The organism is Nonomuraea sp. NPDC005983, from assembly GCF_040614375.1.
Lineage (GTDB): Bacteria > Actinomycetota > Actinomycetes > Streptosporangiales > Streptosporangiaceae > Nonomuraea.
The window spans coordinates 53491-67219 of sequence record NZ_JBEXUP010000017.1; the positions used below are offsets into that span (position 1 = coordinate 53491).

Here is a 13729-nt window from a genome sequence, read left to right on the forward strand (position 1 = left end):
GCCGCGAAGCCCGCGCTGTCTCAGCGGCCGTGGAAGACCGGGCGCTCCTTGGCCAGGAAGGACCTGGTCGCGTCCAGGTGGTCCTGGGAGGCCGCGCACGCGTCCTGCAGGTCCGCCTCCAGGGCCAGCGACTCCCGCAGCGGGTGCGCCGCCGCGAAGGCCAGCGCGCGCTTGGTGGCCGCGTAGGCCAGCGTCGGCCCCTGCGCCAGCCGCACGGCCAGCTCCTGCGCCGTCTTCAGCACCTCGTCGGCGGGCACCACGCGGGTGACCACGCCCAGCTCCAGCGCGCGGGACGCGTCGAGCGGCTCGCCGAGCAGCATCAGCTCGGCCGCGCGGCCGGGGCCGACCAGCCGCTGCAGGGTCCAGGAGGCGCCGGAGTCGGGGGCCAGGCCGATCCCGGCGAACGCCAGCGCGAACCTGGCCTTCTCCGAGGCGATCCGCAGGTCGCAGGCGAAGGCCAGCGACGCGCCCGCCCCCGCCGCGACCCCGTTGACCGCGGCCACGACCGGCTTGGCCATGGTGGTGATCAGTTCGACGATCGGGTTGTAGTGCTCACGCACGGTGTTGGCCAGGCCGCGGCCCGCCTCCAGGTTGGCGGCGTGCTCGCGCAGGTCCTGGCCCGCGCAGAAGGCCCGCCCGGAGCCGGTGAGCAGCACGGCCCTGACCTCCGGCGACTCCGCCGCGCGGCGCAGCGCGTCGAGCAGGGCCGCCTTCACCTCGGCCGTCAGCGAGTTCATCGCGTCGGGCCGGTCGAGCGTGATGGTGGCGACGGCATCGGTCACGTCATAGCGGATCACATGTACTCCCTGTCGACGAACGCGGCGGCGGCGGGCAGCAGGCGGGCGGCCTCCTGCTCGAAGTAGGCCCTGGCCTTCTCCCCTGGCCAGCCGGGTGGCAGCAGTTCTGGCGGCAGGCCGGGGTCGCGGAACAGGAAGTTGCGCCAGCCGTGCACGAGCTTGCTCCTGGTCGCGAACACCTGGTCGGGCGGGGCCCCGTCCGGCAGCCCGGCGACCAGCGTGACAGCCTCGGCCAGCCACAGCTCGTACGCCTCGCCGATGGCCGTCAGATCCCACGCCCGCGCGACCAGCTCGCGTGGGTCGCCCTCCAGCGCCGCGTCGAACCTGTCGGCGCGCACGTCCTCGGCCTCCAGCAGGTTGTCGAGCTCGATCGAGGAGCGCGGGCCGATCCAGGTCGTCTCCGACAGCGCCGCGTAGCCGAGGAAGGTCAGGTCGGCGCGGATCCGCTCCCTGCGCGGGCGATCCTTGACGGGCTCGAACACGATCAGGTGCCACCTGCCGCGCCAGCCCAGGGTTCCGGCTCGGTAAATTCTCAGCGCCGCCTCGTCCAGCCGTCTGACGCACTTCGGCGTGAGCCCGTAGCCGGCCCCCTGCGGCAGCCGCACCGGACGCAGCCAGCCCTGCCTGACCATCCGTGAAACGGCGGTCCGTACGGCCGGAGGCGCGATGTCCAGCGCTTTCAACAGACGTACGAGCGCGGCCACGGACGCCTGCCCACCGCGCGATCGCAGGTGGTCCCCGTACAGGTCGAACAGAGCGGCACGAGCATGCACGAAGTCCAGTTTGGACGTCTTCGACCCCCTCGACAACGCATTCTGGGAGGAGATCGTTACCCATGAGGGCTCTCGATGCGGGAGAATAGGACATCACAGAAGACGTGAATGCGCCGACCACCCCCCACGGGCGGTCGGAAATCGCGGGCCGCGGGAGCCCAAGGCAGGAAGGGATGCACGCATGGCGGCGATGAAGCCGCGGACCGGCGATGGTCCGCTCGAGGTCACCAAGGAAGGGCGCGGCATTGTCATGCGGGTCCCCCTGGAAGGTGGCGGCCGGCTCGTCGTGGAGATTTCCGCCGACGAGGCGAAGGCGCTCGGCGAGGCGTTGAAGAACGTCGTCGGCTGAGAGTTCCCGAGACAAACGGTGTTCCACGACCCTGGCGTTCCGTCCGCGCCAGGGTCGCAGATGTTCGAGGAGACGTTCCGTGCCCATTGAGACCACTGCATCGGTGGTCGCAGAGGTTCCCGCCGACGCCGAGCTGCTCGCCGTCCCGTACAACCCCGACCTGCGCCCCGGCGTCGACCTGCACCTGCACGTGCCGGTGCCCGACCTGCTCGCACACTACGACTCCAAGGGGGAGGCCGGCGAGATCGTCGAGGTCCCCGTGGCGCGGGGTGGCGGCGTCGGCCGGGTGCTGCTGTACGGCGTCGGCGACGGCTCGCCGCGCGCCCTGCGTAAGTCCGCGTCCGCGCTCACCCGCCGGGTCAAGGGCCGCGACGGGCTGGTCGTGGTGCTGCCCGAAGGCGACGCCGCCGCCTTCGCGGAGGCCGCGCTGCTCGCCGCGTACACGTTCAGGATCGGCGCGCCGGGCAAGAGGCCCGTCCGCGAGCTGACCTTCGTGACCCCCGACGAGCAGCCCGTACGCCGTGCGCAGCGGGTGGCCGAGGCGGTCGCTCTGGCGCGCGACCTGGCCAACATGCCCTCCTCCACGAAGAACCCCGCCTGGCTCGCGGAGCGCGCGGCCGAGCAGGGCGTCCCGGTCCGGGTGTGGGACGAGGAGCAGCTCCAGGCCGCCGGATTCGGCGGCATCCTGGCCGTCGGGCAGGGCTCGGCCAACCCGCCGCGGCTCATCCAGCTCTCCTACACGCCCGACGAGCCGACCGACCGCCACGTCGTGCTGGTGGGCAAGGGCATCACGTTCGACTCGGGCGGCCTGTCGCTCAAGCCGACCGAGAACATGAAGACGCAGAAGACCGACATGGCGGGCGGCGCCGTGGTGATCGCGGTGCTCGGCGCGCTGGCCGAGCTGGGCGCGCCCGTGCGCGTCACCGGCCTGGTCGCCGCCGCCGAGAACATGCCGTCCGGAACGGCGCAGCGGCCCAGCGACGTCATCACGCACTACGGCGGACGCACGGTCGAGGTGCTCAACACCGACGCCGAGGGGCGGCTGGTCCTCGCCGACGCGCTTGCCTACGCCGACGCCGAGCTGCACCCCGACGCGGTCGTCGACATCGCCACCCTCACCGGGGCGATCAGCGTCGCGCTCGGCCGCAACATCGGCGCCGTCTACGCCTCCGACGACGCGCTCGCCGGCCAGCTCATCGAGTCCGGGCGCGACAGCGACGACCGGCTGTGGCGGATGCCGCTGATCGACGACTACGCGCCGGCGCTCGAGTCGCAGGTCGCCGATCTGTCCAACGTCGAGGCCGGGTCCACCTACGGCGCGGGGTCCATCACGGCGGCGCTGTTCCTGCGCGAGTTCGCGGGCAAGCGGCCGTGGGCGCACCTCGACATCGCGGGCGTCGGCAGGAGCACGGTCGACGAGGGCACGCTCAGCAAGGGCGCGACCGGGTTCGGGGTACGGGTGCTGCTCGACTGGCTGACCCGCCGCTGAGGCGTCCCCGCCGAGAATGCCCGCCCAGAACGCCCGCCCCGCGATCCGGGGCGGGCAGGCCGCCGGTTCAGTCGGTGGTCTTGACGGCGGCGAGCAGGCCGTCGCCCAAGGGGATGAGGAGCGAGCGCAGGCGGTCGTCCGCCTGCACGAGCTTGCCCACCTCGCGCAGGGCCACCGTGTCGGGGTCGCGCTGTGACGGGTCGGCGACCCGGTTGTGCCAGAGAACGTTGTCGAAGGCCACCACGCCGCCCACGCGCAGCAGCCTGACGGCCTCGGCCAGGTAGTCGGCGTACTCCTGCTTCGCGCCGTCGGCGAAGACCATGTCGTAGCCGCCGTCGGAGAGCCTGGGCAGCACGTCGAGGGCCCGGCCGGCGATGAGCCGGACCCGCCCGCCCGAGAACCCGGCCTCGGCGAAGGTCTGCCTGGCCAGGCGCTGGTGCTCGGGTTCCACGTCCACGCTGGTCAGCGTCCCGTCTGGACGCATGCCGCGCAGCAGCCACAGACCCGACACCCCGCACCCCGTGCCGACCTCCACGATCGACCTGGCGTTGACGGCAGTGGCGAGGAAGCAGAGCGCGGCCCCGCCTCCGGGAAGGATGGGCGGAGCACCCATCTCCAGCCCGCGCTGCCGCGCCGCGTGCAGGATCTCATCCTCGTGATGGAACTGCTCCGCATAGGCCAGAGTGGCCTCTACCGGACTGGTCATCGGCCTCCTCCCCCCACTTTCGTGCGATTGGTCACCGATCGCAGCCTAGGGGAGACACGCCAGGACGGGAACTCAGGAGGGCCGTGAGGCGTTGCAGGTTTAAACGGGCTTTGCCGGTCCGGAAGGCAGTCAGTGCGCACGAAGGGACGAAACCAGGCACTATGGCGGTAGCGGTGGTCCCAGAGAGAGGAGTTCTGGTGGACGAAAGCGACCACCAGACCGATACTCCCGTGTCGTCCGAATGGACGCCTCCCACATGGGAGGAGGTCGTGCGGACACACTCCGCACGCGTGTATCGGCTTGCCTACAGGCTGACCGGCAACGTCCATGACGCAGAAGACCTCACACAGGAGGTCTTCGTCAGGGTTTTCAGGTCCTTGTCGAGTTACACCCCCGGCACGTTCGAGGGGTGGCTGCACCGGATCACGACCAATCTGTTCCTCGACATGGCGCGGCGCAAGCAGCGCATCAGGTTCGAGGGGCTGGCCGATGACGCCGCCGAGCGGCTGCGCGGCCGTGAGCCGTCGCCGCAGCAGGCGTTCGACGACGCCCATCTCGAACCGGACATCCAGGCCGCGCTCGACGCGCTCGTGCCTGAGTTCCGGGCCGCGATCGTGCTGTGTGACATCGAGGGCCTGTCGTACGAGGAGATCGCGGCCACGCTCGGCGTCAAGCTGGGCACGGTCCGGAGTCGTATCCACCGTGGCCGGGCGCAGTTGCGGGAGGCGCTCGATCATCGGGCCCCCCGTAGTTCCCAGTTCCCCCCGCCAGCATTCCCGTCGGGGACCCGTGGGGAGGAAGTCTGATATGTCGCATCTTGGTGAACGTGTATCCGCGCTCGTCGACGGTGAGCTCAATCACACCGAACGCGAGCGCGCCCTGGCCCATCTGACCTTCTGCGGCGACTGCAGGCGTGAGGTGGAGTCGATGCGGGCGCTGAAGTCGCGCCTGCGGTCGCTCGACGGCCCGGCGATGCCGGCCGACCTGACGATGTCGCTGCTGCGGATGGCCGAGCCTGGTGGCCCGCTGCCCCCTCGGGAGCGGCCTTTCCCTACCAGGACGTTCGGAGGGGTGCCGCTCCCAGGGCCGCACAGCATCGCCCCTTTGGACAACCGCCCTCGCAGGGACGCCACTGGTGGAGCATCGGGCCCTGGTCGAGGGGGTAGACGGCGCAGCACGTACGTGGCGGTCGGCGTGGTGTCGGCCGCCGTCGCGCTCGGCACCTTCTTCGCGGCCTCCGGGATCGGGCAGAGCACGAACACTCCGCCGGTCGAGTTGTTCCACCCGGCGCCGCGCACACCCGCGACGCCGCCTCCGACCGCCACGCCCTGACGCAGGCGCGCGCGGGATGCTCTCGCCTGGAATACTCGGGATGGCGTAGTCGCCGACGTCAGGGGCATACGATCTGGGTTCGGGATTTGTCAGGAGATCATGGCAGGTTTTCCTACCTGTCCGGAGTTTCGTTGACAATCGCTTTACGACCCTCGTATGCCGCCGACGCCAGGATTGCGGTGTCCGAGCAAGGAGTGGTGAGATCTAGATGACCGACGAGACGCGCCCCGACGATGGACGCACGCCGTCGGACTTGCCTGAGCCAGAGAGGCGGCCGGACTTCCTGCCCGCGGACGAGCAGCGAGAGCAGCCCGGCTGGCGGTCCGAGACGGTCTCGTCCGAGTGGGGCGACCCGTCGGGCCGCCCCGCCTTCGGTGCCCAGAGCTCCTCGGACGACCGCACACGCCCGTCCGACGACCCGCACCGCGGCAGGCCGCCCTACGGCGCCCCAGACTCCTTCAGCGCTCCTGACCCGTTCAGCGCTCCTGGTTCCTTCAGCGCTCCTGGTTCTTTCAGTACGCCCGGTTCCTTCAGTGCTCCGGACTCCTTCGGCAGGCCCGACTTCGTCGGGCACACGTCCGACGACGCCGCCCGCGCGAACCCTCCCTGCGACAACTCGACACGCGTGTTCGAGAACCCGTCCTTCGGTGGTCCTGCCGGGCCGCCGCCTCCGAGCAACGCGCTCGGGATGGGCGCGGGCTGGGCGCCGCCTCCCGCGCACGGCGGAGGGCCGTCCGGGGCCGCGGCCGGCCGCCGGGGGCCCAGCACCGGAGTGCTGATCGTCGTGGCCGTCATCATCGCCCTGGTGGCCTCGCTGGCGGGCAGTCTCGGTACGTACCTGCTGACCAGGTCGTCCGGCAGCACCGACCCGAACTACAGCCTCGGGCCCGCCCCCACGGGCGCCACGAACCGGCCGCCCGACTCGGTGGCGGGCGTCGCCGCCAGGGTGCTGCCCAGCGTGGTCTCACTGGAGGTCGGCAACGGCAGCAGCACCGAGGGCGCGACAGGCTCCGGCTTCCTGATCAAGGACGGTTACGTGGTCACCAACAACCACGTGGTCGTCATGGCCGCCAAGGGCGGTGAGATCCGGATCATGTTCAACAACCGCAAGACCACCACCGGGCGCATCGTCGGCCGCGACCCGGGCTCCGACCTGGCCGTGGTCAAGCCCGAAGAGACCTTCGGCACCCCCGAGATCACGCTCGGCAACTCCGACCAGGTGGTCGTCGGCGACCCGGTCATCGCGATCGGCTCCCCGCTGGGCCTCACCGGCACGGTCACCACGGGCATCGTCAGCTCGCTCAACCGTCCCGTCATCGCGGGCGACGAGAGCGGCACCAGCACCGAGGAGCCCGCCTACATCAGCGCCATCCAGACCGACGCCGCCATCAACCCGGGCAACTCGGGCGGCCCGCTGGTCAACGGCAGAGGCGAGGTCGTCGGCGTGAACTCCGCGATCGCCACCCTCAGCCGCAGCCTCACCAACCAGAGCGGCAGCATCGGCCTCGGCTTCGCGATCCCGGTCAACCAGGCCCGGCGCGTCGCCCAGGAACTCGTCACCACCGGCAAGGCCAAGCGTCCCAAGATCGGCATCGTCCTCGACAAGGACTACAAGGGGCCCGGCGTCCGCATCGCGTCCGACTCGGTGGAGGGCCGACCGCCCGTCGACGCCAACGGGCCCGCCGCCAAGGCCGGGCTCAAGGGCGGCGACGTCATCCTGGAGATCGACGGCCTGCGCCTGCAGGACGGCAACGAGCTCATCGCCCTGATCCGCAGCAAGGCGCCCGGCTCCAAGATCAATGTGAAGTACCAGCGAGCAGGCCAGGAACGCACCGCCACCCTGACCGTCACCGCCGAAGGCGACCCGGCCCCCACCCCGTCCTGATCGTTCGGCGCTCTGCGAGCGTCTTGATCTGAGTCGGTGGCTTGTCGCCGTGCGGGCCTGTCGGTCCTGCGGTGAGCGGGTCTTTCGGGCGACTGTCTTCGTACGGGGCTTTCCGTTCCGGCATGAAGATCTTTTACGGCAGGCAGGGGAAGACCCGCCCGCCGACCGTGGCCGGGGGCACTCCAGGGTTACGGTCACCGGCCGCGTGCCTGGCCCGCCGTGACGAGACGGTGAGACCGTCTGAGGGGTTCGTGTTGATCCGGGGGCGGGGGGCCTACCCATCCATGAATGCCCTTAGTCTGGAGGAGACCGGGGTTGTCCTCGGAGCGACTGGACTGCGGTAGGAGCTCACGGTGTTCGGACTCGGGTGGATGGAGGCAGGAGCGCTGATCATCCTCGCGCTGCTGATCTTCGGTCCCGACAAGCTGCCCCAGGCGGCCTCACAAGCAGGCAAAACGCTGCGCAATCTGCGCCGGATGGCCAACAACGCCCGCGACGACCTGCGCGCGGGCCTTGGGCCTGAATTCCAGAACTTCGACCCGAACGACCTGAACCCTCGGAACTTCGTCCGCAAGCACCTTCTGGACGACGTCGAGGACGACTGGAACAACACCCCGCAAAGAAGCCTGGAGCCCGCCACCGCCCCGTACATCTCGGAGCCGGTGGACGAGCTCGGCTACGGCGAGCTCCCGCCCTACGACTCGGAAGCCACCTGACGCCACGCTCCAGACCCGCGGCAAGGCAGGCGTCTTCCTCGTCCGACGCCGCCTGGCGGGCGGTGGGTGACCGCATGCCTGAATGACATCGGGCCCCAAGAAGCTTCTTCTTGGGGCCGTTTTTCGTGATGAAGGCGATCCGGCGGAGTGTGTGGAACGTGGAGCGCCCGTTGTGAAACAGGTCGGGCCCGCTCGGGATGAGCGGGCCCGGAAGATCAGCAGGGCAGACCAGCAGGCCCTGCCTCGGTTCAGTGGCGGGTCGGAGCGAGGCCGAGCTGGAGGCCCTTGATGCTGGAGGAGCGCTTGCTCAACGCTCCGGCGATCTTGGCGAGCTCCATCGCCGCCGGCGAGTCGGGGTCGGTGAGGACCAGCGGCTTGCCCTCGTCGCCGCCCTCGCGCAGCCGCAGGTCGATCGGCACCTGGCCGAGCAGCGGCACGCGGGCGCCCAGCGTGCGGGTCAGCGCGTCGGCGACCGTCTGGCCGCCGCCTTCGCCGAAGACGGAGATGCGTTCGTCGCAGTGCGGGCAGGGCAGCCAGGCCATGTTCTCGATGACGCCCGCGATCTGCTGATGCGTCTGGGCGGCGATCGAGCCGGCCCGCTCCGCCACCTCGGCGGCGGCCATCTGCGGGGTGGTGACGACCAGGAGCTCCGCCGACGGCAGGCGCTGCGCCACCGAGATGGCGATGTCGCCGGTGCCCGGAGGCAGGTCGAGGAGGAGGACGTCGAGGTCGCCCCAGTAGACGTCCGCGAGGAATTGGTGGAGCGCGCGGTCGAGCATCGGGCCGCGCCAGACCACGGGAGTGTTGCCTTCGGGCTTGAACATGCCGACCGAGATGACCTTGATGTCATGCGCCACCGGCGGCATGATCATGTCCTCGACCTTGGTGGGGCGCTCGGAGGCGCCGAGCATGCGCGGGACGCTGTGGCCGTAGATGTCGGCGTCGACGATGCCGACCTTGAGCCCGTTGGCGGCCATGGACGCCGCCAGGTTGACCGTCACGGACGACTTGCCGACGCCGCCCTTGCCACTCGCGACGGCGAAGACCCGGGTCAGCGAGCCCGGCTGGTTGAACGGGATCTCCTTCTCAGGGCCCCGGTTGCCGCGCAGCTTGGTCTGGAGGGCCTTGCGTTGCTCGGTGCTCATGACGTCGAGCTCGACCTGGACGCCCGTGACTCCGTCGAGGTTGGAGACCGAGGTGGTGACGTCGCGGCGGATGGTGTCCTTCAGCGGGCAGCCGGACACCGTGAGGTAGATGCCCACGCGCACGGCACCGTCGGGCGCGATGTCGATGCTCTTGACCATGCCGAGGTCCGTGATCGGACGACGGATCTCGGGGTCGATGACGGTGGCGAGAGCGGCCGTCACCTGTTCCTGGGTTGGTGCCATCGAAGTCTCGGCACGAGGGAGTGCCGTCCCTCCTTTGTCGGTATATGTATGACAGGAGCTGCACGCCAGTGGAGATGCCCCTCCATGGTATAAACCAGCGGTGCAACCCGGTTAATCCGGGCTTTTAGGTGTCCGTGCAACGTCTTAAGGTTACTCCGTGACTCTTCTGGGCGATGAGGGCCTGACCACCGAGGAGCTGACGGTCTGGCGGATGCTGCAGCGCGCCCAGGTGCGGATCACCCGCTATCTGGAGGCGGAGCTGCTCGTCGCCCACGACCTCCCGCTGGCCTCCTACGACGTGCTCATGCAGCTCGCCGAGGCGCCGGAGCGGCGGCTGCGGATGAACGACCTGGCCGGCCGGGTGCTGCTCTCGCGCAGCGGTCTGACAAGGCTCATCGACCGGCTGCAGCGCGACGGGCTGGTGGCGCGCGAGGCGTGCGCGAACGACGCGCGGGGGCTGTTCGCGGTGCTGACCGACGCGGGCGCGGACCGGCTGGTCGAGGCCACGCCCACCTACCTGCACGGGATCAGGAGCCAGTTCCTGGACATGCTCGGGCAGGGCGAGATCGGCCAGGTGCGGGCGATGCTGGCGAAGCTGGACCTCACCTCCTGAGATCCTCCGCCAGCTGCTGAAGCTCCGAGCGCAGGTAGTCGCGGGTGGCCACCTCGCCGACGGCCAGCCTGAGCCCGGCGATCTCGCGGGTGAGGTACTCGATCTCGGCCTGGTTGCGCAGGTCGGCCTCGCGGTCGTGCTCGTACTGGACGCGGTCCCTGTCGGACTGCCGGTTCTGGGCCAGCAGGATCAGCGGCGCGGCGTAGCTGGCCTGGAGCGACAGGGCGAGCGTGAGGAAGATGAAGGGGTAGGGGTCGAACCTGAGGGACTCGGGCAGGGCGACGTTCCACACCATCCAGGCCGTGACGAACACGGTCATGTAAACGAGGAAGCGGGCAGTGCCGAGGAAGCGGGCGAACCGTTCCGCCCAGCGGCCGAACACCTCCGGGTCGTAGTGCGGGCGCAGCGAGCGCCGCAGGGCCCTGGGCTGGTCGAGGCGTTCAGTCGTCATGGATCACTCTTTCTCGCCAGTCCTCGGGAAGCAGGTGGTCGAGCACGTCGTCGACGGTGACCGCGCCGACGAGCCTGCCCAGTTCGTCGACGACCGGCGCCGCCACCAGGTTGTAGTTGGCCAGGTAGGACGTGACCTCCTGCAGGGGCAGCTCCGGCCTGATCGGGTCGACCGAGGTCTCGATCACGCTGCCCAGCAGGGTGGACGGCGGGTCGCGGAGCAGCCGCTGGAAGTGGGCCACGCCCAGGAAGCCGCCCGTCGGGGTCTCGGTGGGCGGGCGGGTGACGTAGACCTGGGCGGCGACGGCGGGCGTCAGGTCCTGTTGCCGGATGTGCGCGAGCGCGTCGGCCACGGTGGCGGTCGGCGGCAGGATCACCGGCTCGCTGGTCATCATGCCGCCGGCGGTGTCGTCGGGGTAGGTGAGCAGCCGCCGCACGGGCGCCGCCTCGCCCGGCTCCATCAGTGCGAGAAGCCTGGCGGCCTGCTCGTCGGGGAGGCCGTGCAGCAGGTCGGCGGCGTCGTCGGGGCCCATCTCCTCCAGGATGTCGGCCGCCCGCTCGGGTTCGAGCTTGCCGAGGATGCCGATCTGGTCGTCGGGCGGCAGCTCCTCCAGGACGTCGGCGAGCCGGTGGTCGTCGAGCGCGCGGGCGATCTCGACGCGCCGCTTGGCCGGCAGCTCGTGTAGCGCGCCGGCCATGTCGGCGGCCCGTAGCGACTCGAACGCGGCGATCAGCCCTGCGGCGCCCTGGTCCTGCTGCAGGATGTCGAAGCCGGACACCTCGTTCCAGTTGAGGATCCGCAGCTCGCGCCGCCTCCTGCCCCGGTAGGCGGCGATCTTCGTGACGCGCCAGACCGAGGGGCTGGTCTCCTCCATGGCGACGTCGTGGACCGTCATCGGCTCTCCGGCGACCTGGACGGTAAGGTCCAGCATCTCCCCGATGACGAGGGTCTCGGTGGTGCGCTTCTCGAACCTGCGCATGTTGATGCGTCCGGTGAAGACGACCGCGCCGGCCTCTATGCCGCGCACCCTGGTGATGGGCAGGAACACGCGACGGCGGGGCTGCACCTCGACCACCATGCCGTGCACGGTGGGCGGCCGGTGGTCGTGCAGGCCGACCACGACGTCCCTGATGCGGCCGATCTGGTCGCCCGCGGGGTCGAAGACCGGCGTCCCGGCCAGGCGGGCAACGAAGATCTTCACTACAGCAGGCTAACAGTGCTGAGGCATTGCACTCTGGACGCTGGTCGTGTCAGTATCAAACCCGTTTAATGGTAATTACCCGAATGGTGTTGCGATGAGGTATACGGGACTGGCCGTCGCGTTTGTGTCGGCTTGTTGCTTCGGGTTCTCGGGGCCCATGGCCAAATATCTGATCGCGGCCGGCCTCGCCCCGATCGAGGCGGTCTGGGTCAGGATGGCCGGCGCGGGCCTGCTGCTCCTCGCCGTGCTGGCGGTGGCCAAGCCCAGCGCGCTGCGCATCCCGCGCTCCCGGCTGCCGTTCTTGGTGCTGTACGCGGTCGTGGCGGTCGCCGGGGTGCAGTCACTCTATTTCGTCGCCATCACCCGGCTGCCGGTGGGGGTCGCGCTCCTGCTGGAGTTCATGGCGCCGGTCATGGTGGTGCTGTGGGTCCGGTTCGTCCGCAAGGTGCGGCTGGCCCGCGCGGCCTTCGTCGGCGCGGTGACCGCCGTGGTGGGGCTGGCCATCGTGGTGGAGGCGTGGCAGGGGCTCCGCCTGGACGCCCTGGGGCTGGTGCTCGGCCTGCTGGCGGGCGCGTGCTGCGCCGGATATTTCCTGATGAACGATAGTTTTGGGGACGACGTGGACCCCCTCGGGCTGATCGCCTGGGGCATGACGGGCGCCGCCGTCGTCCTGGTGCCGTTCTCGCGGCCGTGGAACATCCCCTGGCAGGCGTTCACCGTCCAGGCCACCCCTGAGGGCGGCCACACGCTGCCGGTGCTGGGCGCGTACCTGTGGATGGTGCTCATCGCCACCGTGGCGGCCTACATCCTCGGCGTGAACGCGGTCAGGCGGCTGTCGGCGGCGGTGGGAGCGACGGTCGCCTCGCTGGAGGTGATCGGCGGCGCGGTGGTGGCCTGGGCGCTGGTGGGAGAGACGCTGGGCCTGTTCCAGATCGTGGGCGGCCTGATCGTCCTCGTGGGCGCGCTGCTCGCGCAGACGGCCACGTCCGCCGCCCCGGTGCCGTCGCTGGAGACGGAAGCGCAGGTCAGAGCCGGGGTGTGAGCCGCAGCACGGTCGACTCGCGAGCCCAGCGGCCGGTGAGGTGCTCGCTGTCGGGGGCGTTGAGCCGCTCCTTGGCCAGCGCGGCCACCGCCTCCGCCTCGGCGGCCTGGTCGACGACGTGCACGTCGGCCTCGAACTCCGCCAGCCGGGCGCCGTTGTCCTTGCTGCGCAGCGTCACCCGGACGGTGCCGAGCTGGTCGAGCCCGGGCAGGCGCTGCTCACCGCCGCCGGTCACCAGGTAGATGGCGCCGTCGTGCCAGGCGTGCCAGGCCAGCCGCGGACGGTCGAGGCCGACCCACAGGACGCCCGACTTCTTGGCGCCCTCCTCGATGACCGCGCTGGTGTCGCTCACGCCCCCGACTGTAGCTTCGAGGCGTGCGAATCGGCCAGTTGCTCGCCTCGGGCCGCAGCGCGGACGGCTACGCCGCGCCCTCAGGAGCGGTAGGAGCGGCGGTGCAGCTCGCGCACCTGCTGGGCCAGCTCGGGCACGGGCCCGTCCACCTGGGCGCCGGGTACGACGTCGCGGATCGGCAGCGTCCGCACGGGGGGCGGGGGCGCGCCCATCTCGCTCAGCCACCCCGCCAGCTGCTCGGAGGAGGCCGCGTAGACGATGCGGCCCAGCCCCACCCAGCCGTGCGCGGCGGCGCACATCGGGCAGTGCTCGCCGGAGGTGTAGACGGTGGCCGCCGCCCGCTCCTCGGGGGTGAGGTGCGTGGCGGACCAGCGTGCCAGCTCGAACTCGGGATGGCGGGTGTGGTCGCCGCCCGCCACCCGGTTGTGGTCTTCGGCCAGGACGGTCCCGTCGCCGGAGACGAGGACCGAGCCGAACGGCTCGTCGCCCTTCTCCAGGGCCTCGGTCGCCAGCTCCACGCAGCGGCGCAGGTGGCGCAGGTCGGTCTCGTCCACCATGACGGGCTCCTCACATGCGATCTTCGAAGCCATGCTAGCCAGACGAGAACTCGATCTCCGTCATCGGGTGAAAGGGGG

At 70.6% G+C, this 13729-nt stretch carries 16 protein-coding genes; 8 read left to right on the top strand and 8 right to left on the bottom strand.

Translation table 11 applies throughout. The features are described from left to right. Positions 1-20: 20 nt before the first annotated feature. Positions 21-797, bottom strand: coding sequence for an enoyl-CoA hydratase-related protein (locus tag ABZ297_RS11025; RefSeq protein ID WP_355342901.1), 777 nt, complete (start codon positions 795-797; stop codon positions 21-23). Next, positions 794-1570, bottom strand: coding sequence for a PaaX family transcriptional regulator C-terminal domain-containing protein (locus ABZ297_RS11030; RefSeq protein WP_355342904.1), 777 nt, complete (start codon positions 1568-1570; stop codon positions 794-796). Before ABZ297_RS11030 ends, ABZ297_RS11025 begins: the two co-directional genes overlap by 4 nt. A 181-nt stretch (positions 1571-1751) precedes the next feature. Between ABZ297_RS11030 and ABZ297_RS11035 the strand changes: the two genes are divergently transcribed. Both ABZ297_RS11035 and ABZ297_RS11040 read left to right on the top strand, forming a co-directional pair. After that, positions 1752-1919, top strand: coding sequence for a DUF3117 domain-containing protein (locus tag ABZ297_RS11035; protein WP_020545024.1), 168 nt, complete (start codon positions 1752-1754; stop codon positions 1917-1919). Positions 1920-1998: 79 nt separating this feature from the next. Continuing rightward, the gene (locus tag ABZ297_RS11040; RefSeq protein WP_355342908.1) at positions 1999-3408 is read left to right on the top strand and encodes a leucyl aminopeptidase; all 1410 of its coding nucleotides are present in this window, start codon (positions 1999-2001) and stop codon (positions 3406-3408) included. A gap of 67 nt (positions 3409-3475) precedes the next feature. On the opposite strand, the gene ABZ297_RS11045 is transcribed toward ABZ297_RS11040, so the two are convergent. After that, positions 3476-4114 (bottom strand): O-methyltransferase, encoded by a 639-nt coding sequence (locus ABZ297_RS11045; RefSeq protein WP_355342911.1) that lies wholly within the window; start codon positions 4112-4114, stop codon positions 3476-3478. 161 nt (positions 4115-4275) lie between these two features. Here ABZ297_RS11045 and sigE point away from each other — a divergent pair, with 161 nt between their 5' ends. The 4 genes from sigE (at position 4276) to ABZ297_RS11065 (ending at position 8047) form a co-directional block, all read left to right on the top strand. Then, positions 4276-4920, top strand: coding sequence for an RNA polymerase sigma factor SigE (gene sigE / locus ABZ297_RS11050; RefSeq protein ID WP_355342914.1), 645 nt, complete (start codon positions 4276-4278; stop codon positions 4918-4920). A gap of 1 nt (position 4921) precedes the next feature. Next, the gene (locus tag ABZ297_RS11055) at positions 4922-5446 is read left to right on the top strand and encodes a zf-HC2 domain-containing protein (protein WP_355342917.1); all 525 of its coding nucleotides are present in this window, start codon (positions 4922-4924) and stop codon (positions 5444-5446) included. A gap of 208 nt (positions 5447-5654) precedes the next feature. Further along, a complete protein-coding gene (locus tag ABZ297_RS11060; protein ID WP_355342920.1) occupies positions 5655-7331 on the top strand; it encodes a trypsin-like peptidase domain-containing protein in 1677 nt (558 codons plus the stop codon). Positions 7332-7684: 353 nt separating this feature from the next. Continuing rightward, on the top strand, positions 7685-8047 hold the full coding sequence (locus tag ABZ297_RS11065; RefSeq protein WP_355342923.1) for a sec-independent translocase: 363 nt from the start codon (positions 7685-7687) through the stop codon (positions 8045-8047). A 248-nt stretch (positions 8048-8295) separates the two neighbouring features. Here ABZ297_RS11065 and ABZ297_RS11070 read toward each other — a convergent pair whose 3' ends face one another. Next, positions 8296-9435, bottom strand: a complete 1140-nt coding sequence (locus ABZ297_RS11070) for an Mrp/NBP35 family ATP-binding protein (RefSeq protein WP_355342926.1) — start codon at positions 9433-9435, stop codon at positions 8296-8298. A gap of 157 nt (positions 9436-9592) precedes the next feature. Between ABZ297_RS11070 and ABZ297_RS11075 the strand changes: the two genes are divergently transcribed. After that, positions 9593-10048, top strand: a complete 456-nt coding sequence (locus tag ABZ297_RS11075; RefSeq protein WP_355342929.1) for a MarR family transcriptional regulator — start codon at positions 9593-9595, stop codon at positions 10046-10048. On the opposite strand, the gene ABZ297_RS11080 is transcribed toward ABZ297_RS11075, so the two are convergent. Together ABZ297_RS11080 and ABZ297_RS11085 are read right to left on the bottom strand one after the other, a co-directional pair. Continuing rightward, complete coding sequence (locus ABZ297_RS11080; protein ID WP_355342932.1) at positions 10038-10499, bottom strand: DUF1003 domain-containing protein; 462 nt, start codon at positions 10497-10499, stop codon at positions 10038-10040. The genes ABZ297_RS11075 and ABZ297_RS11080 overlap by 11 nt on opposite strands. After that, the gene (locus tag ABZ297_RS11085) at positions 10489-11694 is read right to left on the bottom strand and encodes a CBS domain-containing protein (protein ID WP_355343028.1); all 1206 of its coding nucleotides are present in this window, start codon (positions 11692-11694) and stop codon (positions 10489-10491) included. The genes ABZ297_RS11080 and ABZ297_RS11085 overlap by 11 nt, the downstream gene beginning before the upstream one ends. A gap of 100 nt (positions 11695-11794) precedes the next feature. Between ABZ297_RS11085 and ABZ297_RS11090 the strand changes: the two genes are divergently transcribed. After that, positions 11795-12742, top strand: a complete 948-nt coding sequence (locus ABZ297_RS11090; RefSeq protein WP_355342935.1) for an EamA family transporter — start codon at positions 11795-11797, stop codon at positions 12740-12742. Here ABZ297_RS11090 and ABZ297_RS11095 read toward each other — a convergent pair. Both ABZ297_RS11095 and ABZ297_RS11100 read right to left on the bottom strand, forming a co-directional pair. Then, entirely contained in the window at positions 12726-13094 is a 369-nt protein-coding gene (locus ABZ297_RS11095; protein WP_355342938.1) for a hypothetical protein, read from the bottom strand. The genes ABZ297_RS11090 and ABZ297_RS11095 overlap by 17 nt on opposite strands. Before the next feature lie 80 nt (positions 13095-13174). Further along, on the bottom strand, positions 13175-13651 hold the full coding sequence (locus ABZ297_RS11100; RefSeq protein WP_355342941.1) for a nucleoside deaminase: 477 nt from the start codon (positions 13649-13651) through the stop codon (positions 13175-13177). Positions 13652-13729: the final 78 nt, after the last annotated feature.

What these genes read in the sequence shown, in the direction of transcription:
- ABZ297_RS11035 (WP_020545024.1), top strand. Translation starts at nt 1,752, where the DNA reads ATGGCGGCGATGAAGCCGCGGACCGGCGATGGTCCGCTCGAGGTCACC.
- ABZ297_RS11045 (WP_355342911.1), bottom strand. Translation starts at nt 4,114, where the DNA reads ATGACCAGTCCGGTAGAGGCCACTCTGGCCTATGCGGAGCAGTTCCAT.
- sigE (WP_355342914.1), top strand. Translation starts at nt 4,276, where the DNA reads ATGGCGGTAGCGGTGGTCCCAGAGAGAGGAGTTCTGGTGGACGAAAGC.
- ABZ297_RS11055 (WP_355342917.1), top strand. Translation starts at nt 4,922, where the DNA reads ATGTCGCATCTTGGTGAACGTGTATCCGCGCTCGTCGACGGTGAGCTC.
- ABZ297_RS11060 (WP_355342920.1), top strand. Translation starts at nt 5,655, where the DNA reads ATGACCGACGAGACGCGCCCCGACGATGGACGCACGCCGTCGGACTTG.
- ABZ297_RS11070 (WP_355342926.1), bottom strand. Translation starts at nt 9,435, where the DNA reads ATGGCACCAACCCAGGAACAGGTGACGGCCGCTCTCGCCACCGTCATC.
- ABZ297_RS11080 (WP_355342932.1), bottom strand. Translation starts at nt 10,499, where the DNA reads ATGACGACTGAACGCCTCGACCAGCCCAGGGCCCTGCGGCGCTCGCTG.
- ABZ297_RS11090 (WP_355342935.1), top strand. Translation starts at nt 11,795, where the DNA reads ATGAGGTATACGGGACTGGCCGTCGCGTTTGTGTCGGCTTGTTGCTTC.
- ABZ297_RS11100 (WP_355342941.1), bottom strand. Translation starts at nt 13,651, where the DNA reads ATGGTGGACGAGACCGACCTGCGCCACCTGCGCCGCTGCGTGGAGCTG.